This is a genomic window from Bradyrhizobium sp. SEMIA (genome assembly GCF_014844175.1).
Classification (GTDB): domain Bacteria; phylum Pseudomonadota; class Alphaproteobacteria; order Rhizobiales; family Xanthobacteraceae; genus Bradyrhizobium; species Bradyrhizobium arachidis.
Genome location: NZ_CP046601.1, coordinates 7,431,064 through 7,454,555, shown reverse-complemented (window position 1 = coordinate 7,454,555; position 23,492 = coordinate 7,431,064). Strand labels below are relative to the sequence as shown.

Sequence of the window (23,492 nt, the reverse complement as noted above, 5' to 3'; positions counted from 1 at the left end):
GCTCGCAAAACTCCAGCTGTCGCGTTCTAATCGGGCTTCCGTGAGCTCGCCACCCACCACGCAGCGCGCAGCCTGCCTTGGCCGGCGACCTCTCGGAACCCTCATGATTCCGTCCAAACGGCAACCGTGACTCGATCATCGCATAGGAGGCGGCGATGCGACGGAGGAAGCACAGGACGACGGCCCCCGGCGATTCCGGGCCAGGCTGGACCAGATTGATCCGGCCGGCGCGGTTCGGCTCCTCGCATCCTCATCTGGGTCCGATAACTCTTGTGCCTCGGGGCAAGCTATCGCGCACGTTCCGCCCTCCCACCCCGCTCATCGGCCATGTTAACGGAGCACCAAGTAGCTCCGTCGCGCAGCGATGCGAAAGCCTGCAGCGGCTACTTGCACCACTCGGCAGCCTCGACGTTGGTCTCGCCCAGCCAAGCGCGCCTCGGTCTGACGGGCTCGAAACTCTCGGCCAGCGTTTGCTTCTGGCCCGCGCGACACTCGCTTTTTCTTTCATCACGACTGCCGGCGACAATGAATGTCATATGGCGCCTCTGTCTCGCAGATCACACTCGTCATCACCCTGGAGCCAATACTCACCGGCCTAATGTTGGCTCCGAACATGTCTAATCAGGCCAAGAAGCGTTCGTCATTCCTCCTGACCGAATGTGTCGGCCGCATTGCGCGAGCTCAACGAACTGACGGCGCATGATAAACAGTGCAATCATTCCGGCGCCTAGCTCCGCGATAGCTTGGCTGGCCAACACTCCGCTGAAGCCAGAGATGGCAGGGAATAACAGTACAGCCGGAATGAAGAGATAATGCCTTGCGAAACACACAACCGCGCTGAGACGCGCTCTCCCGAGCGATTGAAGCATCGCCGTGGCGACACTCTCAATACCATACAGTCCAAAAAACAGATGGAAGACGGTGCAGGCAGAAACCGCAATTTCCCTGACGCTATCGCTATCGCTGAACAGCCTGACCAAAGGTCGGGCAAAAATCACAATGGCCGCGGAATATGTAACCGAAAGAGCGACAGTTATGGAGAGCAGGACTTTTGCAGCCCTGAGCACACGAGAAAAATCGCGTGCGCCCCAGCCAAAACCCAGGATAGCTTGAGAACCCATAGAGAAACCGCTGATAAGCAGTGCGCCAATCGTTAAGAGTCGCACGGCTATTCCCACGGCCGCGATGGACTCTTCGCCGAAGGGGGCAGCTGCTCCGTACAAGAGCACAACAGTAATAGCAGATAAGATGCTGGTCACGGTCGCTGGCGCCCCCACGAGCGCGATCTGTCTGATGCGATCTGCTCGCAACGAGATGTGAGACATCCTGACGACGACCATTCCGCGTCGCTTGATAAAATACGCGACATAGAGGCTAATAGCCGTAGTCTGAGACGCAAGCGTTGCGAGAGCGGCGCCTCGCACACCGAGGTCCAGCACGGTTATGAGCACTGGATCAAGGCCAGCGTTCAGGATGAAGGCAGTCATCATCGTCCACATGCTGAATCGTGTGTTGCCTTCGGCTCGGACGATGAAGCCGTTGACGATATTGAGAAGCATCAGGGTGCATCCGAACAAAAGCGTCGTCGCATAGTCGAGCGCCAGGGGCATGATGGTTGGAGTTGCACCGAGCGCTAGGAAGATTTCTCGCATGTTTAGAAACAGAACGACTGTGACCGCGATGCCGATTGGCGCGGCGAGCGCGAGAGCGGTACTGGCGCCTCGACTCGCCTCCAGGTACTCACCAGCACCAAGATGACGAGATATGAACGACGCTGCTCCAACACCTATCCCCTGTCCGGCCGCCGCGAGCAGGACCACGATCGGCAAGGTCATGCTGACAGCTGCGATCGCCGGCGCGCCGAGTGTGCCAACAAAGATTGCGTTGACAACCTGCTGCAAGGCATTGATCGACAGGCCAACAACAGACGGAATGGCGAGCTGCAGGATAAGTCTGAACAGACGGGGGTCTGATAGATCGATGCGCGCGTTCCTGTTCGGCATCACATCGTGATCGGCCTCGGCGGCGAATTCCGCATCGGGCTCATTCATGGATGAAGGTGTCCCGAGATCTTCCGAATTTCGCTGATCGTCTGCAACAGCTCCTGTTGCAAGATCGTGCAAAAATGACGGGTCGTCTCATAATCGACCATGCGCGGCTCATAAGTGGTGTCAATCTGTAGATGCCCCGATCGATATCCGACCTCGAACCAGAAGAGGTGGATCGCCGCCGCTTGATGCATGAGTTCGCCGATCGGAACTGGGTAAGGGTCTGCATCTAGAAAACGGCGTGGGAAATGGCGCTGCAAACCGGCGCGATAATTCACCCCAATTCTGGGAAGTGGCAGGCGATCGAGCCGACACCGCAAGGCTGGATCTCGGTTTAGGAATTTTAGAGCCCGAAAGCCTATTCCCCCACGCGGCAGCACATTGCGCTCCCGGTATATTAGACGAGCTCGGTCGGAACGCGACTCTCTTCCGGTGACCTTCAATGGAAGCGGAACGAGCTCGCTGATAAGTCCAATGACCTGAGATGAGTCAAAATCGTCAAATAGCCGACCTCGTGTCGATGTCAGGCTATCAATCCAGAGCGAATAGTTGCCGAACACGGCTCCGCACGCACCGGACAGGGCAGCAAGAAACACATCAAAGTCCTGACAATGCGCTGATCTGGCTCTAATACTGAGAAGACTCGCTGTCGCTTCCCCGTCGATTTCAAGATGGTACTTGGCCCGATCTACCCGCGAACGGCCGTTCGCATTCTCCCGACCACCTCCGAGACTTGCATCGTGAAGCTCTCTCGCGCGTCCTTCGGCAACACTCGTGCCGCGCATGATGCGTCGCTGACACGCAGATTGAATTGATCGTAGTCAATATCCTCCCAGTACTTGAGTTCGTTTGGTGCTTCGCTGTTCGCGTAGTGCTCGAGGCGCTTCAACCAGGGAGAGAGCCTTTGTACAGTCTCGGGGCCATTCACATCAAGGCCTGCAGCAAGAGCGTTGTATGCGCCCTCCAATGCTTCCAGGAATAGCCGATAGCCCATCCCATCTGCTACGAAATGATGCATCAGCACCAGCAGATAGTAATCGCCGCTTTCCGAAGTACGGAAGGCCGCGACGTGAACAAGAGGCGTGTGGCCATCAAACCGAAACATGTGCTGATGTCTTGCCGAGACGCTCTCGATTGTCCTGCGCTGGTCTGGGCCGGTCATCCGGACAAGATCGATCTCCTCCACGATGCGCTCAGTCGGACAAGGCCCAATCCCCAGCCGTAGTCCGTCTTGGGTTCGGGCAACACGGAGCCTGAGCCCTTCGTGCCTCTCGATGACATGGGCAAGAGCGCGGTCCAGGATCTTGATGTTCAGGATGCCGCCGCGCAAGAAGAACAGATCACCGATGTTAAAATGCTCGTCAAAGCCGAGAAGAGAATTCCAAAACGATATGATGGGGGACACAGGCAGCAAGCTATCTGCGGAAGCGACGGGTACTGCCTCCGCTTCCCCGGCCGCCAACTCCCTGATGGTCGGCGTTCGATAAAGTTGGTTGACGGTGAGATTCAGCCCGGCTTTGCACGCCAGCGTGACGCAACGCACGCTCAGAAGAGAATCGCCGCCGATATCAAAGAAACTGCTGTCGATTCCCACCCCATTGGCGCCTAATAGATCCTCCCAGATCCGAGCAAGAACTCGCTCGTTCCTGGTGCGGGGCTCAGCAGATGGACTGGTTTCTATCTCGCGGTAAGGAACGGAGGATAGGCGAGTACGGTCGATCTTTCCGCTCGTCGTCCGGGGAACACTGTCAACCAGCCTGAAGGCTGCAGGAACCATGGCAGATGGCAACCTGTTGCGCAGGTGGGCGAGAATCTCTCCAGAGCTGAGACTTTCGCGAGCGGGCACCACGCTCGCCGTCAAGCGGCGATCGTCATCGATGCCTTCTGCGAAGACCGCGGCCTTTGCGATTGCCGGATGCGACTCAAGGGCCTCTTCGACCTCCTCCGGCTCGATGCGGAAGCCCCTCACCTTGATCTGGTTATCCGATCGGCCGCAAATCTCAAGAAGGCCGCTGGTTGAGATGCGTGCGATGTCCCCACTTCGATAAAGCACGTTGTATTGTCCGCTATCATACGGGTTCGGCAAGAAACGGCGGTCAGTCCGATCTTGGTCCTGCCAATACCCAGCGCTTAGACAGCGGCCTGCGATGCACAGTTCGCCAGGGGCTCCAACAGGCACTCTCTTCAATCGTGAATCGAGTACGTAGAGTTTCACGTTGTCGATTGGCCGCCCCACTGGGACAAGAGCCGAGTTGTCATCCGTAGCTGATGTTTCGTGCACGGCTGCATTTGACGCACATTCCGTCGCACCATAGAAGTTCCACAACGGCACGCCCGGAAAAGCCTCACGCCAGCGAGCGGGCAGCGAGGACGGCATCGGTTCGGCGCTGCTTGTGACCAGTCTCAAGGCGGTCCTTTGCGGTTGCCGTTCCTGGGATCCGATGAGACCGGACAGAAGTGGCGGAGAGGCAAAAAAGCGTGTCACGCGATGGTTTGCCAAACCGCACAACAACAGATCCGGATCCAGCACCTGCTCTTGGGTGAGGATCAGCGTGGGCACACCTCTCAGAAGTCCACCAAAATACTCCCAAGCGGACGCAACAAGGCAGGCGGACTTCTGGACAACCATGACGTCGGTGCCATCGAAGGGAAAGCACCGCCACATCCAGTTCAGCCGGTTGAGAATGGCCGCTTCCGGTATAAGAACCCCCTTCGCCCGGCCTGTGGAGGAGGACGTGTATATGAGGTTCGCAATTCGGTGATGTGACGGTGTGTCGCTAGGTGCGAAATCATCCGTCGACACGCCGCTCGTTTCTAAGGCCAACAGACAACTTGAAGGTATCTCAAAGCCGGGCTCCGTGGTATTCGCGTGAACCAAGAGCTTTGCCTGACTATCTCCCAGGATATGTTGGATCCGATCACGCGGATAATCCGGCGCTATCGGCACAACAACAGCATCCAAGCCTCGCGCCGCAAGCATGACAGCGGCAACGTCCGGCGACCGGTCAACAAGCATGGCGACCAGATCGCCGGCCCCCACCTTCATATTCTGCAGTATCGAGCGGATAGCTGCCACGCGCTCACGCAGCTGACCAAACGTGACCTCTCCGAACTCGCCAAAATATGCTACTTTGCCGGGATTAAAGACGCTGATCTGCTCGAAGGCTTCAACAAGCGGACATTCAGATTCGTATCGCTGGGTCGACCCCTCCAGCGAATGCAGTAAAGTGAGGTCTGAGGCGCTAAGGCAGCTTAGTTCCTCAATGGGCACAAGTGGTTTATCAACGCAGGCGGCAATCAGACAGCGCAGATTGTTGGCCATGCGGACAGCCAAATCACCTGAGATTATGTCTTCCGCATACGCCAGCTGGAGCGCAATCTCATCGCCGTGATCTTGCGCGTACAGTGTTAAGTCGAACTTGACATAGCCTGTGTCGTACTCGCGGAATGTCAGAGCCACCTTGTCTTGACCAAGTGGCTCGGCGGCTTCGGAGTACATGTTGAACATGACTTGGAAGATCGGTGATCGACCCGGTTCGCGACATAACCTGGTGTCCCTGACCATCCATCCGAATGGATAGGCCGAATGTGCAATGGCATCGCTGACCAGGCTCTGGATGCGCCTGGCATGAGCAGCAAAGGACTGACCGACATCGATCGCGGCTCGGATCGGCAGCATATTCAGGAAGAAGCCAATGATGTCGGCGCTGCCGGGTTGATCCCGCACAGCGTGTGGCATGCCGACGACAATATCGTCCTGACCGCTATACATCCGTAGCAGCAGCTGGAAGCACGCCAGCAGCGTTGTCGACGTGGTACAGCTATTTTGGCGCGCGAATTCTCTTACCCGGCTGGAGAGATCGCAGCCAAGCAGGACTGGATGCGAGCCGCCGCGGTATGAATTTGTTTGCGAGCACGCCCTTCCAAGCGAAAGCACCGGCGGATCATCACCAATCTGACGACGCCAATAGTGACGTTGGTTCTCCAGCGCCTCTGGAGAAACGTGTTGTTTTTCCCACGCCGCGTAGGCCGAGAGTGAAGCACGCTTCTCTGGCCAAGGCGCCACGGCATCTAGATATCTCTGCTGAAGATCTCTGAGCAGAACAGAAATCGACCAGGCATCGAGGATGATTTCGTGAGCGGTGATCAATATGAGATGATTGTCAGGACCGAGCCGGGCCATGCGCGCGCGAAACAAGTGGCCCTGCCTGAGATCGAAATTGTCTTTCAGCTCCGTTCGCCGAAACTCTGCGATGAGCTCCTCCGTCTCGGAAGAGGTGAGACGAGATACATCGATCAATTCAAGATTGGTGCATGGAGGAGCATCAAAGCATTGAACCGGACCGTCTTCGTCGATGAAGCGCGCCGAAAGTGCCTGGTGGGAATGAATGACGTCGGTCCAGGCCCGTTTGAGCCGAGCCAAATCGATGTTTCCCTTAATCCGCAGCCCGCCCTGAATGATGTAGTTCCGCGCAGATGGATCGAGCTGTGCCAGAAACCAAAGGTGCTCCTGGAGGTGCGTCAGAGGTGATCGCTTTAGCTTTCGGCCCGTCAAAGCCGTGCATGGATTGCGCTCAGTCCGAGTCTCGATCGAAGCGGCAAGAGATCGAATTGTGCCATTCAGGACCAGTCTGAAATCCGCTCTCACGCCGAGCAAGATCTGCAACTGCCCCAATATAAGCATCGCGCGGAGCGAGTCTCCGCCGAGGCTTATGAATTGGTCATTCACACCTATGTTCTCGATACGCAAAATGCCGGACCAGATTTGACGTAGCCGGACTTCGAGGTCTGATTGCGGCTCTTCGAAGGGCGTTGACAATGCCGGCCGAACACTCCCCGGCTCGGGCAATGCTGCAAAGTCGACCTTTCCGTTCCTGGTCAGTGGAATACTGCTGACGTGAATGATTCTTTCCGGAAGCATGTAGCTGGGGAGTGCCTCAGCAAGAAATTTCTGAAGGTCGCTTTCCGCCAGTTCAGCTGAAGCCGACACATACGCAACCAGCCGCCGCGATTCGGCGTGCGCCTCCGCCCCAGCTATATCGCGCGCCGTAAGCTTTACACCTGCGCAGACAGAGGCGACTGCGACGGCGCCATGCACCAAGGGATGAGCGGACAAACGAGCTTCGATTTCTCCCAGCTCGATCCTGTGCCCGCGAATCTTGACCTGACGATCCCGTCGACCGAGACATTCCAAGAGGCCGTCGGAACGGAGGCGCCCAAGATCACCTGTCCGATATAGGTGCCGGAAGGACAGGTCGTTTGAGAACGGGTTTGGCCCAAACGCATCCTTGGTGCGGACATGGTCATTGACGTAACCGGCAGCGACACCGACGCCGCTAACGCAGATTTCGCCGATTTCTCCTACATTGCAGAGCCGTGGCCCGTCCGCGACATAAACCTCAACGTTTTGAAGTGGCCTTCCGATCGGCACATAAGGCTCAGCCAGCGCAGGCGGCACGGAAACCAGATGATGCGTCACGCCGTCGGTGCACTCGGTCGGCCCGTAATGATTGAGAATGGAAACGCGAGGATACAAGGCAAGCCACGTACGCGCCAATCCAGGCGTTAGAGGTTCTCCGACCGTAGAAATAATCCGCAAGCCATCCATGGCTCGCTCTGCCGCGGCAAGCGATTGCAGATATTCAACAAACACTGCCAGCATCGATGGAACGAATTGGACGACCGTAGCGCCGCTTCGTTGAATTGCTTGAAGGAGCGATGACGGCGATCTCAGTGTCGCATCATCGATGATTGATATAGAGGCCCCGACGCAAAGCCCAGAGAGAAGCTGCCAAAGCGAGATATCAAAGCAGTGCGATGCCGTTTGCGCGACGCAATCCGTCCGAGTGAGACTTAGAGCATCGATCTTTGCCGCCAAATGATTGTTTAGGCCGGCGCACTCGATCATTGCGCCCTTAGGCTGGCCCGTCGAACCAGACGTAAACAGAATATAGGCAAGTCCATCCACGCGCGGCGATGGCACGACAGCCGAGGTCTGGACCTGGTGCAGGGCCGCCTCTATAGCTACGAATTGAGGAGCTGCTTTGCTGCTCTCCTGGAAGAGGCTGAGCGATTCCGGCCGGTCTCGGCCCATCAACAAAGCGCAGCGGCTCTGCTCGATCATGAATGATGTACGGGAAATTGGCAGCGATGGATCGAGCGGTAGGTACGTTGATCCAGCTTTCAAAATTGCGATGACCGCCGTCGCCCAGTGGAGGTCCCGCCCTCCCCAATAGCCGACAACCGCGCCTCGAGCACCCTGCTCTCGTAAGGTCCTTGCAAGGGCATCCGATCTTGATCGGAGGGCCTCATATGTGAGTTCGTCTGCGCCGTGCCTCAGCGCAACTCTCTTCGGATCCGAACCTGCAAGCCGATTGATCGCCGTGATCACGTCAACCGGTTGACCTTCCGCAGACAGCTTCTTGCCTGATTGATTTTCCGTAGGCACGCGCCCCACCATTCGTCGCCTTCTTCGGCGCCCAAATCGGAACGCCGGAGCTCGTCATCGAGGTGCGCATGCGCAGCCACCTGATTCCGCACGTCGCACGGTTTTGTCCGTATGACCTTCTCGGTGTTCGCTTCTGGCTCGATGATCGGCAGAGAAACAGGAGGACGCTAGGACCCCGCGTCCACTTTGGCACCTACCTACTCTTGTGGTGGACCTGCCAGCGTGTGCATGGCACCCGCAACCAACGCGCCCACAGGCTCGTTACGGCTTGGGATTATCGTAATTGTCCGATTTCCCGGCCCTCGAGCCGCCACCACCAACCGATCGAGGGGGGCTGCCCCCTCCCCCCGCGATACAGCTTGTACGACGAAAGACTTTTTACCGTAACCACGCCAGACCAGCTACGCGGCCAAGGCCGGTCGGGTGTTCGTAGGCGGCGAACTCTATCTTAACGGCTCGTTTGGCGCGTTGCAGACTGGCGTCATTGACTCGATGGCGGAGCCGAAGCGATCTTGCCGATCGGCGATACCTTGACGACCGCCAACATCATGCGGGCATGGGAAGCGTTGTCGCCGAATTATGCTTCTGTCACCGACGGATGTCCTCGGGCCACGCTGGAGACGGCAGGCTCCAGCGAACCTATCGCACGCACGAGCACCGGGTGCTGATCAGGCTCATAACCTGATGCTGAAAGGCACAGTCGGTTCGATTCCGACCCTGCATCCACCTCTTGAGGAGAACGCCATGGATGCGCCGCTTCAGTTCTTCGCCTACGAGCACCTCCCGCCGCATCTAAAGGCAGTGAGCAAGCCGTTCGGTGACATGGCGCAGAAGTTGTGCGCCGAGCTCCCGCGCATCGGAGAGCACCACGGCATGCGCAAATTGCTCGAGGCCCAGGGCTGCGCGGTTCGCGCCGTTCTCTTCAAGGATTCGGCTGCGAACATCGACGGCTGAGATTTTGCGCAGACACTGTGGCACGTGGCGAGCGCAACCCGTTGTAAACGGGCCGGTTAGACCTGTGGCAGTTTCAACTCTGTCTCGGCGCATCATCGTCTTTCGCGGGCGAAAGATTGCGGTAGTCGGCGTGAGTGCCGCTCTCGCAGCGTGGGTTCGCCCCCCCGGCGCCCGCACCAATTCGCCTAGACAGCTCAGTTCGGTAGAGCTCCGCATTGAAGCCGCGGGACGCGATTTCAAATCCATCTCCAGGCACCACCGAGTCGGCTAAGCGTCGCTATCAGGCATTCCAGTAATCAATCGCTTTACTTAGGAATGTAGTGCACTTGTCCGCTCGCCACGTGACCAGCGAGGTGGGGTGGAACAAGTAGTAGAGGTCGTTGGCGCAGACGAACTTGGACCGATCGGCCTTCAAAAGCCATTCGAGCGTGTCCTGGACGTTCTGTTGTTCTGTGCCGCTGAAACGGTCAAGCGGAACGTTCCATAGAAGGCCCTCAAGGAAGTATGAAGGTGCAAGCCCGTCCTCGATGATCTTCTTTTCGATCATCGTGTTTCGCAAATTCTTATAAATGCGAGCGGTGTGCTTGAACCAATTCTTCGAATCCTGATGTTTCTTCGTGCAGTTGTCGCTATGTTGGGCCGGGAAGTTGTCGATCCGGATGCCGCTAGAATGGAAGAAAGAGATGCCCTCATAATAGAGTTCATCATTCCAGCTCTTGAACCGTGTGTAGCGCCGGTGTTTGCAGCACACGAGCACGTCAGCGTTTCGGCGGCTCCCATTCCCTTTGATGTAGATTGCCTTTGTGCCTGGCTGTACGTCGCTGCCGTATTTTTTTACGAGCCAGCCTGTGACGTCCTTCTTGAACTGATGAAGCGTGTACGCCGCATCTGAGCGTGCGGCGTTCCACAATTGTTTGTCTTCTTCGGAGAGGTTCGACAGGTCGGTGTAAAATGTCTGATTGAGGCGAATTACCACATCGACGTCGCTGTCGCCGTAGACGTTCGTGTCGTTCTTGTATGACCCCTGAAGGAAGATGCTAAAGCCTTTGGTATAGTAGGGCGAGTTGCTGTCATTTAGGCAATTCTTCAATGTCTCGTATGTTGCGGTGAACTGTTGGGTCGGGCCTTGCTTCGCCCACGTTTTGAGTTGGTCCTCAGAAATCGGCATGGTTGAATTCCTAAATAAGTAGCTTCTGCAGGTCGCCTTCAGCCTTCGCGAACGACTCGCTGCCGCGCTGACGCAGTATGTTCAGTTTGTTTAGATCATGCTCGAAGAGATCAGTGGCCATCTCAGGTTGCTCAAATGTGTCGCTGATCCGGACGGTCGGGATATGTCGGTAGAGGATGTGTCGTAGCTGATCCATCGATTGAGTGTTGATCTCAAGCGTTTTCTGAAGAAGTTGAACACTCAAAAGCATTTGCGCCCATTTCGTGGTGCTAAACCAGGACTGCTTTGGAGCGGGATAAACACCGACACCAACGCTGACCACACGCAGATGCTCGGGCGGCAATTTAAGGGCCATGATCGCGTCGGCGATCGCATACAGAGTGGGGTTGTTGGCGCAGTAGCCGCCGTCTATCAATTCGATCTGATCTCCTCTGTCCGTCTTCACAACCTTTCGATCGAAAAAGGGAAAGGCCGAGCACGAGGCCTGCACCGCATCTGAAACCCTGACGCCAAAGCCCGGTGAGAAGGTACCCATCCGGCCGTGAGCCTGTTCAATACTCGTCTTGAATATCATTGGACGTTCGATCACCCAGCGTGTCGTAACAATCCCAACTGCGGTCTTCATGTCCTTGAAGGACGCGTCCTTGAACACATCGTCGCCTAGCTTCGCAAGTGCGGCCGATTTGTCGCTACGGGACTTCCTTTTCATCACTGTCGGGACGTGCTCTTCGTAGAGATTGCTGATCTCCGCCACACTCTTTCCGAGCGCGAGGAGCGCAGCGATGATTGCGCCTGTGCTCGTGCCGAAAATGAGGTCGAATTTTTCATGGAGGCGGCAGCCGAGCATTCCCTCGATCTCGCGGAGAACACCCAACGTGTAGAAGCCTTTTGCGCCTCCACCGTCCAAACTCAGAACACGGCAGGGACGTTCGGCTGAGAAGTCGACCATCGAAAATGCTCAGGTTTTGAAACGGACTATATAGTGCGAGAAGTCGGTCGGCAGAGCAACCTGCCGTTGGGTGACATCCACAGGAGCAAATGCTGCACCGAGGCTCTTGTGCGCTCCAAGGGGAGTTTGACTATCGCCGGCGATACTCGCGGCAAGTTTTTTTACGAGAGTGCCTTTGGCCTGGTCGCTGGAGCCAGCGCTTCAAGGGCCAGTTTCACAAATGAAGGCGGAAGCGCTCCTTGCTTTGCCTTTGTGCTAAGATAGGTCGGCATTTTGTCCTTCAAGTAAACGTCACGCATCCAACGCCGAAACTCTCCCAAGCAGCTGTCCGGGTAGCAGTACGCCGGCTGGGGGTTTGAAGCGGCCTGCGGGAAATAGCTCGGGTAGTTATGCTCGTATTGAATACGTTCACCGTGAGCCGCCTCTAGCCCGGTATCGCGCCAGTGATTTGCCCAATGTTGACCGACACTGATATCCGGGATGAATTTATCGTCTACCTGCGCCCCTTGTCGGATCAACGTGACAATGATGTCCGACATTTCCTTGAACACACTAAAGTAGTCATGGGGCACGGTGTGGAAAACTAGCGACACTCGGTCGTGAAACAGGCTCCAGCTATCTGGTACCCGCGCTGCGGGGCTGTAGCCTAGTTGCGTGTATATGAACTCCCGAAGCGCCATGCCGGCCAACTGACGGAAATTCTGCACTGCTTCTGGCTTGACGTTCGCGCCAGCTTCGAAAGCGTAGTATTCGAGGATGGCGAGGCAAACATAGTCCGGATAAGCGTACACCTGCCGCTTTTCATCAGACACGTCGAAGTAGGGAGCCGTCGGCGTTTGTCCTCGTGCGGACAAGAGATTCTTAATCGTCGTGATCCGAGGTTTTTGAATTTCCTCGTCCCATTCAGCGCCGATTGTGCCGATGTGAGCGTTCTGCACGCCGCATAGACGGGCAAGTCCCCGCTGAGTGAGAAAGGAAGTTCCGTCGCTCAAAACTCCCATTTCGATGCCTTGAATCTCCGTCTGCTTATCGACGTAAACATCCAAAATACCCTGTGCTGGGTTGATTTTCTTTGGACCAGTTTTTGATGGTAAGTGTTTGATTTCTTTCGCCATAGTAGCGATTTCCTCGAAGGTCATCAGACCGCAAATCGATTTCGCGCACTTTATCGCGCAACTGCCCGTACGCGTCGTCGTATTTTTCTTCATCGAGCAGAAAGACGGCGCGCGAGGAGCCATCAACGCTGCTTATCGTCACTGTTAGTGCTAGTTGCCCTCGCCAGTTAGCCAATGCGGCGCCGTTTCCTCGAGAGGCCGTGATGTCAGGTACCAGCTGGATCTACGCTCCCAAAGGCAAAATCGCGATCTGTCGGGAGCGTGACTACATCTATTCGATGACCGGAGAAGCCGAGTATTTTGTGAGCGACGGCTGGTGGTGCGAGATTGACGGCGGCGCCGGGAATATTGGACGCAGGACAACTGGGTCTACACGACGAGCGGCAAAGCGGCCTTTCCTTTTGGTACGGCTAATCCGGAATTGCGGCTCAAAGAGTGGGCAACAGCGCCGCGAAATCCGTTGAAATCCTGGAAGCGAGCAAGTTACTCACTTGTCCGCACACCGGTGATAAGACGAGAGTCTGAGGTCCCTGCCGGGAAGGTCGTGCGACTGGCGTTGAGTCCCGGCGAGGCGCACGACGTACGACTTACGGACGACTGCTCTCTCGCTTGAAGCCCGGGGTCAATGCTGCTTGCCGACCGGGGCTATGCCGCCGACAGGATCAAGGAGCTTGCCATGAGGAAGGGAGCGTGAGCCAACATCCCGCAGAAAGGCAAGCGCAGCGATCCGATCTGCTTTAGCCAGCACCTCTACCGCGCTCGCAACCACGTCGAACGGTTCTTCAACGGGATCAAGCAATGCCGTCGGGTGGCGACGCGCTACGACAGCTTGCAGGAAACTACCTTGCCTTCGTCCAACTCGCATCTATCCGCCGCGCAGTATGAACGCGCCCTAGTTCGGCTTGTGCGGCCTGCTCACGTATTTCCAGGCGCCATTGACGTGCCCTCAGGCTGTCCGCCGGTACTAGATGTTATTGCGACCTTAGTGGGCTGGGGAGGCTTGCGACGTTTGGCGTTAGGCTGAGATTTATTGTCCGTCAGCCGACGCGCAACCTGGTGGCAGGTTTGGTGGGGCAGTGCCAGCTGCTCGCATGAAAGGTGGCCGATGTCACGAGGCCTAAATGCCGCAGCGGGATCTCTCCTGGGCGATCGTGACCGGGTCAAGGCCCAACATCACGTCGCGATTGATACCGAAATGGAGGCGATAGAGCCACCAGATTGCGCAGCACCGGTCACAATCGGAGAGTGCCCGAGCGCGCTTTATTGCGGCTGCGACCCGCGCTATTGGGTTCATGACAGGTCTCATCTGGAAACCCGAATGTCTCGGGACCGGTGCTCTAAATTTTGTGAGTTCTTGGTCGGAGACGGTCCGCTGTCGCGCGCCTGCGTCGGCAAAGGATTGGGAGCTGAGGTTCATGTTTGCCATGGAATTGCGCGTCTCGAATCTTGATGGGAACACATATGTGTCCGACCTGTCCGTAACCTTACGATGCAAGTACTGCTTCCCCAAACACCCAGATCTGGTAGTGCCAATTGACAGCACTCTTATGCGATAGTTACGCGGTGGCGCGCGTTAGTTCGCAGACCCGATGCTGGTGCCTCGAACCGATCGGAGTCGATGGCGTTGGCTGCACCTCGGAAAACGGGGCAGCGCGGGTCCGGAGCCATGTGATATCAAATCGACTTGTCGATGGCCGGTGGCCCATCCTGAGCTTTATTTGCGCCTGATGAACCCGCTCCTCGCGACTGGCCGTTAATTGGACATGGTGATCCACTGCGACTTCCTGCCGCTGTGGGGATGCGGTCAACGAATGTGTATTCGTCATTTGAACGACTCGACGGCCGACCACCTAGCCGATTGGACACGCGATATAGCCAGGGCAGCAAAGCGGCCCGCCCACAACACGGGTCCGGTACGGTCGACAGCGCGTTGCGCGGCCTGTTGCGGCCTTCACGAATATTGAGACCAAGCGAACACGAATTTGGCGCGCACCACCCACTCTCTGGAGACGATCCTTCAACTGAACAGACTACCAAAGCATTATCATGCTGTGCGCACACGCATGAAGGCCAATTTCCTGGTCGCGATGACCGGGTTCGAGGAAGTCTGTACTTGCCACGCCTATACCGCAGAGAAGATCCTTTGCCAGCCTTGGGAGCGATCGGTTTCATTTTTGGCTGCGCGCGCTCTTCGGGCGGTCAGCGGCCTCGGCAGTGAGCATGGTCCGCAATCGGCCACGACAGCTGCTGTTCTTTTGTGAATTGCCGCACAGGTTCGTCAGCTTTTGGAAAGGTAGCGTAAGTACAGAGGCGCTAGGGTTAGCGAGGCGTGGTAGAGACAGCGCCATTACCAGAATGGGACAGCGCCGAGTCACGTTCCTGCTAACCTCAATCTGCAGCGCAGGCGCGGCAGGGACAGCCCCCGATCCAGTCCCAACCGACCGGCGCCGAGTCGCGCCCGCGCTGCTTCCGGTGCCGGAGAAACGAGCCGCACTGTCATGCTTTTTCAGGCACGGACACCCGTTCCGCTTGTGCCGAGGGAGATCGACGACGTTAGACTTAGCGGCGCGCGTGGTCTTTCAAGCGATCACTTCCATGCCTCCCGTCTTATCCCGCCAACACATGAGCGGCTTTGTGTAAGCCTTTTTCACGCAGCGGAGCGGCTTAGTATGCTGGGCATCTCCAATCTCTCCGTGAAGTAGCGGATCAGCCTAGAAAGTAGCGGACGATCCAACCAATTCAGGTAGGTGATTGGGAGTCGTTCTCAGTCTACAACTTGGCAGCACCCTACAGGGGGGCACAGTGTCAGGCTGGATCCCGAATCGGGCAAGGCTGGCACTAAAGTTAGCGGCGCGTGGCAGGGACAGCGCTTTGCAGGGATTGAGCGCCGAGTCACGTCGCCGTTAACCTTTTTCGTCCCTGGCACCCTAGGGACAGCGTCGTCTTTAAAGGCTTGCCCACCAGTCCAGCTAGGCGCCCTGCGGTACTTCTCAAAAATACCACTTGGTAGCGCCGTGAGGGGGCGTGCCCCTCACGGGAGCAAAGGTGGCCAGCTTTGGCTGGCCACCGAGGCTTGCGGCATCTGTCAGGCACAGCGCTTTGACCGTTTCACTACCCGATGGCCGAGCCACAGGCTAGTTCTCGCTAGCATGCCGGCTAGCAGGAGCCGCATCGGATTTTTTCATGGCGCTAGTTGCGTCTGCGCCGCTCTCCGTGTTCTGCAACAACTCTTTCCTGACACCCTCGTCGCTCTTGGCACCGCTCGGCAGCATCGAAGTCTCTCAGCTGAGTGACCTTGGGCATGCCGGCCCGCGGCGTTTGAATGGTCCGGACAATGGCCAAGCCGAAATCTCTCAGCTAGCCTCAACCGCGCGCCGACTCCCAATTCGTTCGGGCTCAGACATCATGGGCAATGATACGCGTGGCCATCTGTTTGACTTGATAGTGGCCGATCCAATTCGCGACGTCTCACCGCTTGCCCTCGCACTATCCCCTGCCCGTTCCAAGTCAACACTGCGGGATTTTGTTTTGGCCGCGACTCTTTTGCAGTCGATGGCTGCTGCCAAAGGGGATTTCACTTGCCGTACCGCGTTTGATTTGAACTGGTCGTTATTCTTGATCACCGACCGCCGTGCGTTCCTTGACCTTCAGCTAAGAGAGTTCGCCGTCGTGCCTCTTGGACGGACGAGAGAACCTAAAACTCCGTATCATGGCTGATGGCGGCCTCCGTAACGTCAACAAAGATGTTGGACCGGTAGACGAAATCTCAGAGTTCATGGAATGAACGAGATCAGGGTCGCTGAAACGCGCTGTCTGCGCTGATCCAGGGATAAAGACCACTATAACCTTGGCTGAACGGCTGTCGCCGCGATCGCGATGGTTTGCGCCAGCTCATTTGATCGGAGCTACGATTCCATTTCGTTCAATGGAGCACCATCGCCTCAGCCACCATCTTTGCTCGCCTCGAGGCCATTCGTGCGAGTTGGGCAGCGGAATCGGACCCAAGGCAGCAGTTCGGGTGAGCGCCGTCATCCCCCGCAAAACCTACGCCGCCGCGAATTGATAGACCGTCGACATACCAGCGCTTGTGCGGGCCCTCCCAGTAGCGTCCAGGAAAGCCGACGCGCTGGCACGCATGGGATAATTCGATCCCAAAACCTTCTAATTTGGTGATATTTTTAGGTAGGTTATAGCCAGTGGTTTGATGACCATCGAAATGGCTGCTTTCGCGCATGAGAGCTCGTGCGCTTGTGGCTTACAATGTGCGCCGGATCCGCGTCCAGCGCGGTATTCCGCAAGAACAATTGGCTTACGATGCGGGAATTGATCGCTCCTACATGAGCGGACTTGAGCGCCAACAAGCGAACCCGACAATCGATCTTCTCGATCGCCTTGCCCAGACCCTCGGCGTAGCTGTCTCCGAGCTGTTTGTTCGGCCATCCAAGGGCGCGCCGCCGCCTGCAACCTTACCTAAGGGTCGCAAGCCGAAGCCGGCACGCGGCAAAAGGACTTAGCCCCAGACAAATATCAGCTGAGGCGCAAATCTTGTACGGTTACGGCGCAGGTATCCCCCCTTCCACGAGGATTTCATGCGTTGCTGACCCATGATACGCAGCGATCCGGCTATGGGCATCGAATAATGTGATGGATGTCCATTTTGGCGCCGGAGGGGACAATGGCGGCTCAAGACGATGAAGTTCCTTTAAATGCCATCCGCGCATTTGTGACCGTCGCCCGCGAAGGGAGCGTCACGCGCGCGGCGACCACCTTGGGAACAACGCAAAGTTCGGTCAGCCGGTACTTGGCTGTGCTGCGGGATTATCTGGGTGCTGATCTCATCGAGCGGCGTGGACGGCGCAGCGATTTGACCGAGTTCGGGAGGCTATTCGCACACGCAGTGTCTGAACCGCTCGAAACTGTCAGCTTCACCGCGAAGAGAATGCGACGCCGTGCAGGCGTAGGAACGAATCGTATCGTGGTCCGCACGTCACTATCGACCTTTGCGTTCTCTCTTCTTATTCCAAATCTGCAGGCTTTCTCTTCTGAAGCGGGTGGCGTTATCGTGGACATCGTCAGCTCGCTGGCGCCGCCGACATCTTCGGATGATTTCGATATTTTGATTACACGGGATCTTTCCGTCATCGAACCCGCCGACAGTTGGGAGATCTACAAAGAGGAGCTGGTGTGCGTGGGCCCGCCAAATCTCGTCGGGGGTAAAGAGCTCTCGATTGTCCGCTCAACCCCTATACTGAACATCACATCCCGCCCCGACATCCTGCCGACATGGCTGAGGGCCATGAACCTGTCTTCCAGCGACATACGAGCAGGGGCGCGGTATGACCACAATTATCTTGCTTTGCCGGCGGTCATGACAGGGAAATGCCTTCTTGTCGCGCCGGAAATCATCGTCAGTGACCTCGTGCGAGGGGGCGCTCTGCAAATCATCCCTGGCACCCGCGCTCCAAGTGGCATGCAATATCGCGCCTATGCCGTAGATCGCAGCGCGCACCCCGAGCTCGCACGTTCTTTTTGCCGATGGCTGGCTCGTCTCTGCAAAAAGGTTGCACCTGCGCAGGCCGCCTGAGGTCTAGCGGTGTCCTCAATTCGGCACAGCAGGAGATCAATGCTCAAGTCTAGGGCGCTCCAACTTAAGAAGACTATTCGAGCGCAGTCGTCAAAGCCTACGCGGCGCCGCTCTGGTGCAGCAATTAAACACGCCAACAATGAGAGATCGTAGCGCAAAGATTCTATCCTGGCCGCCATCGTGCCATGGCAGAAGAATTGGCAGGCAAACGGAGGGTAGGCCGTTTATCGCGCCGCAACCCTTTACTTGTCATCCCTGCCCCTGCGTTTGGTGAGTAATGCTCGCCAGCGAAGGCGGATGAGGCGCCGCCCCAGCTTAACTAGTCGAATGGTTCGGCTGCGCAAATCGTCTGTTTTCCAGCCGCGCTCGGCAATACGACGGCTTCCAAACAGGCCCTGCGCGATTTGGCGGTAGCTATTTCCTTCCTGCCATCCATCCACAGCGCGTAGCGCAAGGATTAGCCGACGCTGCTTCAAAGCAGGCAAAGTAAGAGGAGGCATTCCAAGCGCCCGACGCTCAAGGGCGAGCCAAAATTGACGTGCGGCCCCCAGGCGAAGCTCGAAATTGGCATCGAGCGGCAGATCAACGACGACACCATATCCGCTTGCCGGAAGCTCTCTTAGCCAGAGGCGATGCTTCGTGCCCCCGAGCGGCACGATCGCATGCCAACCATCCGCCGCACGGCGAAGTTCGCTGCCCGGCAAATTGTTGAAATCGAGCTGATAGGTTTTGGGCGCAAGGCAGTTGGCCGCCCGCACAGAAAGTACGGTCGGCAGCACCTCGGGTGCCCAGAAGACTGCTTGCTTGTCGAAGGTCTTTTGCGGATCAGCAGGAAAACGAGAGTCCCCACTTGCGTCGGAACTCGCCCGCCGCTGCGCTTGAACGTTTGCGGCGAGATAGCCGCTTATAATCCTCTTGGTAGTCGCGATCCCGGCGCAGCCACTCCCAGGCCAGGTCGGCAGCATTCGCCTTCTTCAGGCCGCTGTACGCTTCCTCAGATCTCCAGTCAGTATTCGGCATCGCACCTTTCCCGCGCAATTTTCCAGCGCGGCGGAATGCAGCCGATGATTGTGGCGCTTTCCGGCTGCTTGCTTACCGTGTGCACGCCTTGAACGCACTTAATCGATGGAATGATCAATTTTTACGATCGCGACGCATTCTGGCGCGCCTGATATCCGCGCCGATTATTGTTTTGGCCAACCGCTACGTAGCAGGTCGCGATAGCCGTGGCCCGCAAGCCACTTGGCCCGCGTCAGATGACTTTCGAATGTGCGTCGCGCTCGATCCGGCTCAACGGTGGGGTCAAGCCCAAGCACAATTCGCGCGATCTCGCGCCAATCTGCCTTGTCAGCGTCCGCATCAAGCAGTCGCATGTAGGCAACAGCGTGCTCCCTGTCATATGACGTGAGCTCGTCGACGCTGGGCGCCAATTCTGCGACCTTCGGCTCGGCTGGCACTGCCTGAAACTCCTACCCAGCTGAAAAATCTACCGAAATCAGAGCAACGATAACTAATCTGAGTTCGTTTTGGTACCCGTCCAATAGTCGCACGCCGAATTCCTTTTCGCGCTGAGATGGCAATCGCATATCGGCTCACACTGACCTGGTGGCTCGTCCTGCGCTTTCCCTTGTTCATTGCCAGTCCATACTGCAAGCGATTGCAGATGTGCCCTGTGACTGGCCGCCCTTGCTGTTCTGTTCCTGGCGGAGACATGGTGCTCCGTGGTGAGGGCCCGGTCGTACTCCTGAAAGGCAACCAGAACCGGCCAACTGGAGAATATTTGTTTGCCTTTCGACCCGCAGGTGAACATTCGTCCTATCTAGTTGCGGCGCTCGGGAAAACGCCGCCGGTACCTCTGAGCGCTATTTCTTCTCTGCCGCTAATGGCAAGTTATTGCCCGACGAGAACGCATGTGATGGTCAACGAGAAGACGGGCACGCGCTAGGCGCACCTGCACCTCACCCTTGCCTGATTCCTCGAAGCAATTGGGAGGACAGCCACTACTGGTGCGAGCTTATCGTAATAGTCTGGCTATAACCAGTGGTTTGATAATCATCGGAATGGCTGCCTCTGCGCATGAACGCTCGTGCGCTTGTGGCCTGGAATGTGCGCCGGATCCGCGTAGAGCGCGGCATTCCGCAAGACCAATTGGCCTATGATGCCGGGATCGACCGCTCATACATGGGGCGCATTGAGCAGAAGAAAGAAAACCCGACGATTGATCTCCTGGAACGCATCGCCGCGACTTTGGGTATTCACTTGTCCGAATTATTCACACAGCCGGCTAAAGGTGCAATGCCGCCCAAGCCGATGTCCAGAGGGCGCAAGCCGGCACGGCTTGGCCGAAACAAGACGTAATATTGAGAGAGCCATGTTTCGGCTAACGCTGTTTCGGCTAACGCTTGGGTGGAATCAGCCGGAATGCCATGGCCATTGGGTTGTCCTGATCGCCGGAGCGACCGGCGCTGCATTAGTGCTGTTCGCCCTTCGAACCGTTACGTCACACCCGAATCCGGTAGTGATCTCGTTTACGCCCTGACAGCGGCGGGTTCCTTGTAGCGTTGGTTCCTGCCATCATTGCCCATGCCATCCTGCCGAGCTTGTTGGCGAGCGCGATCGCTGCAACCTTTTGTGGACGCCGCGCTAACAACGGTGGAAGCCAGCCGGCCCGCCTGCTTCATGAATCGACAGCCGGCGCTTCCGATCTCTGCTCGAGCCGATGTGGCCCCGCCGGCTTCCGCTTAGCGCTCCATCGGTCTAAGGCCGAGCATCTTCGAAATGAGGTTGCGCCGCTCGCCTAAACCTACTGACGACCGCTTGAACCCGATGTTTTCGAAGGGCCTGTTTGGGGTCGACGGTGCGGTTGGGGTGATGGCAGCGCCCCAACCGGGGGTCCGCGAGGGTATGGAGGGACTTTGTATTCTGCTGCGCAAGAGAATGAGAGCAAATCCGCCCTCCAGAGCTTCGGTCGGAGGATCAAGCCGGTGTCTGCCTCGAGGATGGGACCTGTGCGCTCGACGAAGATCGGGAAAGTGTGGCGTCCATGCAGCGGCGAAATTAAGGGGCTGCTGGAAAGGCTCGACTGACGGTTTGTTTATGGGACACGTAAGGCGCAAGCACCATCTCGAGCGGGATGGTTTCAGCCGACGCAGGGCGCTGTGAATCAAAGCCATCCGACCAGGCCGCGAGATGGTGGCGAATATGCTCTGAATTGGGTGTGAGCTACGCCGTCCTGACCATCCCGATAAGATGAAGGGGAAGCTGCTCGCCGGGCGAGAGCCAACGGATGCATCAGACCATCAAAAATGCAGCGTCTCGGTTTGACCGGCGAGCAGAGACGATGCCTGACGATTGATGCTATTGGGGCCTGGAAGACGCCTAGCAGGTGGCAGCTGCGCCCCCTTAGCCGGTCCTCGCGCATAAGACCGGCCGCTCCGCTCGGCATTGCAGGGCCGCAACTTAGTCTTGGGTCTGCAGACGTTGACGCGATCCGGGAGGTGCCGACAATGTCAGGCAGCCTTTGCCGCCCTTGATCTTGGCCTCTTCACGTGCGGTACGCGGCCGTCAATCGCAAGCTGGTCGATCATCCAGTGAGGGCTGCTCGATTTGCTGACAGGGTACGGCTCCGTCGCGCGATTGTCCCAGATGACGACGTCGCCTGGTTTCCAGTGCCAGCACAGGGTGTTCCGGGGCGCAATAAGATAGGATTGCAGCCGTTCAAACAGTTTTTGGCTGGGATAGCGCTGCAGGCCGACGAAATTGTTCAGAGAACGACCGAGCGACAGCATGCGTTCACCGGTCTCGGGATGAACACGAACAATCGGATGTGTCGTTTCGTAGATCGTTCCAGTGGAAACGCCCCACCAAGGACGTTTGCTGACTTCGGTAGCCCACTCTGTCGCAGTGAAATCAGATGCGACGAAGCTCACAGCCCAGAGGTTATCTGCGAGCATCCGCAGGGGATGGGGAAGATCAAGATAAGCGGCCGCCCTGCTCGACCAAGCAATGTCGCCTCCGAAAGGCGGGACCGCTGCGAGCCGCAGCACCGAAATGGCTGTGCGGACCCGCTCATCGTTCATCTGGTTGAGATGACTGCAGGCAGGATCAGACAGCTCCTGCCGGATCGTTAAACCGCCCATTGTGTCCGCCATTGTGGGATTCGGTATCAGCGAGCCGAGCCTGAGCACAAAACGCTGCTGTTGTGCATCGTCGAGATGTCCCTGGTCACGGAAGAAGATGACCTTATGCTCTAGCAAAAGCCGCTTGAACGCTACGATGACATCGTCAGGCAAATCGTCCGACAGCGCAATGTTCTTGATTTCAGCACCAAGCCTCTCCGCGTGCTTGACGATGTCTGCTCGCGGAATGACATTTTCAACACCCATTGTTCCAGTCATGACGGCGCCTCTTTCTGTAAATGTCTAAACAGGCTCGGTGGTGGTCGCGTCTGGCGGCGAACCCGGCAAAACCATCTTGATACTACACACCCCAATTGTCTGAGCGTGGGTCACCGCGCCGCTCAATGAGGCGGCTCAATTCTGATACACACCACCAGCATCTAAGAATCCTACTCCCTTTGCGTAGCGACACGCCTCGCGCCGTTCTCATCGAAGGACACTCGCATATGAGGCCAGGAAATTGATTTGCGGCCTGATCAACCGTGCAGATCATAGACGCAATCCATGTCCGGTCCATGAAACGAAACCAGCTTTCTTTTTGAGCTCGCGCGACGTTCGCGTCGTCTCAGAACTCATGCTTGGAAAATCCTCGAACAACGAGTGCGTCGTGCCTCCATCCTGCACGGCCTCATGCGCACGATTGGAACTGGGTTCGCGGCATGCACTCGCGAAACCCGTAGGCGTAAACAAGATCTACCTGAAGATGTATACTAGATAATTCACCACTTCAACGGGCTCACAATCATATTTTCGCGACTTGGAGTTGTTTAATGCACGACTTGTTTCATCAGCTTGACAACCCGCTGTCATGCACTAGCGGTAGAAGCGCAAAATAAAGACGCTGCAACTTCCGATGCAGCTTAACAACGGACTTAATCCCTCGATTTTCTTGAAATCTGCACTTGGCACGAATGCAGGTGCCCCGCGGTAACACCTGCCTTTGGTTCTGTCCGGAGACGTCGATTTTCGTTACTGAGTGCATGCCAATTCGCTTTGTGGCAGTTGAGCACACATAATAGAAACAGAGCGCCGACCGCCCAGGAATTTC

17 protein-coding genes and 1 pseudogene are annotated in these 23,492 nt (G+C 57.0%); 7 read left to right on the top strand and 11 right to left on the bottom strand.

The genetic code is table 11. The features are described from left to right. Positions 1-617: 617 nt before the first annotated feature. The 3 genes from FOM02_RS35905 to FOM02_RS35895 form a co-directional block, all read right to left on the bottom strand. On the bottom strand, positions 618-2,051 hold the full coding sequence (locus tag FOM02_RS35905) for an MATE family efflux transporter (protein ID WP_265440792.1): 1,434 nt from the start codon (positions 2,049-2,051) through the stop codon (positions 618-620). Continuing rightward, a complete protein-coding gene (locus FOM02_RS35900; RefSeq protein ID WP_265440791.1) occupies positions 2,048-2,326 on the bottom strand; it encodes a hypothetical protein in 279 nt (92 codons plus the stop codon). The genes FOM02_RS35905 and FOM02_RS35900 overlap by 4 nt, the downstream gene beginning before the upstream one ends. Before the next feature lie 410 nt (positions 2,327-2,736). Next, positions 2,737-8,508: a non-ribosomal peptide synthetase gene (locus FOM02_RS35895; protein ID WP_265440790.1), complete on the bottom strand. Its 5,772-nt coding sequence runs from the start codon at positions 8,506-8,508 to the stop codon at positions 2,737-2,739. Positions 8,509-9,240: 732 nt separating this feature from the next. On the opposite strand from FOM02_RS35895, the gene FOM02_RS35890 reads away from it, so the two are divergent. Next, a complete protein-coding gene (locus FOM02_RS35890; protein WP_265440789.1) occupies positions 9,241-9,450 on the top strand; it encodes a hypothetical protein in 210 nt (69 codons plus the stop codon). Positions 9,451-9,730: 280 nt separating this feature from the next. Here FOM02_RS35890 and FOM02_RS35885 read toward each other — a convergent pair whose 3' ends face one another. The 3 genes from FOM02_RS35885 to FOM02_RS35875 form a co-directional block, all read right to left on the bottom strand. Further along, a complete protein-coding gene (locus tag FOM02_RS35885) occupies positions 9,731-10,618 on the bottom strand; it encodes a nucleotidyltransferase (protein WP_265440788.1) in 888 nt (295 codons plus the stop codon). 10 nt (positions 10,619-10,628) lie between these two features. Then, positions 10,629-11,567 (bottom strand): patatin-like phospholipase family protein, encoded by a 939-nt coding sequence (locus FOM02_RS35880; protein ID WP_265440787.1) that lies wholly within the window; start codon positions 11,565-11,567, stop codon positions 10,629-10,631. Positions 11,568-11,728: 161 nt separating this feature from the next. Continuing rightward, on the bottom strand, positions 11,729-12,706 hold the full coding sequence (locus tag FOM02_RS35875) for a hypothetical protein (protein WP_265440786.1): 978 nt from the start codon (positions 12,704-12,706) through the stop codon (positions 11,729-11,731). A 511-nt stretch (positions 12,707-13,217) separates the two neighbouring features. Here FOM02_RS35875 and FOM02_RS47345 point away from each other — a divergent pair. The 3 genes and pseudogenes from FOM02_RS47345 to FOM02_RS35860 form a co-directional block, all read left to right on the top strand. Beyond that, positions 13,218-13,567: pseudogene (locus tag FOM02_RS47345) on the top strand (transposase); the annotation flags it as partial. Between the two features lie 1,097 nt (positions 13,568-14,664). Next, complete coding sequence (locus FOM02_RS35865) at positions 14,665-14,943, top strand: hypothetical protein (protein ID WP_265440785.1); 279 nt, start codon at positions 14,665-14,667, stop codon at positions 14,941-14,943. A 922-nt stretch (positions 14,944-15,865) separates the two neighbouring features. Then, the gene (locus FOM02_RS35860; protein ID WP_265440784.1) at positions 15,866-16,399 is read left to right on the top strand and encodes a hypothetical protein; all 534 of its coding nucleotides are present in this window, start codon (positions 15,866-15,868) and stop codon (positions 16,397-16,399) included. Positions 16,400-16,604: 205 nt separating this feature from the next. Here the strand turns inward: FOM02_RS35860 and FOM02_RS35855 are convergent, their stop codons facing one another. Continuing rightward, a complete protein-coding gene (locus FOM02_RS35855; protein WP_265440783.1) occupies positions 16,605-16,916 on the bottom strand; it encodes a hypothetical protein in 312 nt (103 codons plus the stop codon). On the opposite strand from FOM02_RS35855, the gene FOM02_RS35850 reads away from it, so the two are divergent. Both FOM02_RS35850 and FOM02_RS35845 read left to right on the top strand, forming a co-directional pair. Next, positions 16,915-17,196 (top strand): helix-turn-helix domain-containing protein, encoded by a 282-nt coding sequence (locus tag FOM02_RS35850; RefSeq protein ID WP_265440782.1) that lies wholly within the window; start codon positions 16,915-16,917, stop codon positions 17,194-17,196. The genes FOM02_RS35855 and FOM02_RS35850 overlap by 2 nt on opposite strands. Positions 17,197-17,357: 161 nt before the next feature. Beyond that, positions 17,358-18,266 (top strand): LysR family transcriptional regulator, encoded by a 909-nt coding sequence (locus FOM02_RS35845; RefSeq protein WP_027564547.1) that lies wholly within the window; start codon positions 17,358-17,360, stop codon positions 18,264-18,266. A gap of 242 nt (positions 18,267-18,508) precedes the next feature. Here the strand turns inward: FOM02_RS35845 and FOM02_RS35840 are convergent, their stop codons facing one another. The 3 genes from FOM02_RS35840 to FOM02_RS35830 form a co-directional block, all read right to left on the bottom strand. After that, entirely contained in the window at positions 18,509-19,045 is a 537-nt protein-coding gene (locus tag FOM02_RS35840; protein ID WP_265440781.1) for a DUF2285 domain-containing protein, read from the bottom strand. A gap of 46 nt (positions 19,046-19,091) precedes the next feature. Then, on the bottom strand, positions 19,092-19,286 hold the full coding sequence (locus FOM02_RS35835) for a transcriptional regulator domain-containing protein (RefSeq protein WP_265440780.1): 195 nt from the start codon (positions 19,284-19,286) through the stop codon (positions 19,092-19,094). A gap of 164 nt (positions 19,287-19,450) precedes the next feature. After that, the gene (locus FOM02_RS35830; protein WP_194389609.1) at positions 19,451-19,723 is read right to left on the bottom strand and encodes a DNA -binding domain-containing protein; all 273 of its coding nucleotides are present in this window, start codon (positions 19,721-19,723) and stop codon (positions 19,451-19,453) included. Between the two features lie 619 nt (positions 19,724-20,342). Between FOM02_RS35830 and FOM02_RS35825 the strand changes: the two genes are divergently transcribed. Further along, positions 20,343-20,624, top strand: a complete 282-nt coding sequence (locus FOM02_RS35825; protein ID WP_265440779.1) for a helix-turn-helix domain-containing protein — start codon at positions 20,343-20,345, stop codon at positions 20,622-20,624. 1,151 nt (positions 20,625-21,775) lie between these two features. On the opposite strand, the gene FOM02_RS35820 is transcribed toward FOM02_RS35825, so the two are convergent. After that, entirely contained in the window at positions 21,776-22,663 is an 888-nt protein-coding gene (locus tag FOM02_RS35820) for a TauD/TfdA dioxygenase family protein (RefSeq protein ID WP_265440778.1), read from the bottom strand. Positions 22,664-23,492: the final 829 nt, after the last annotated feature.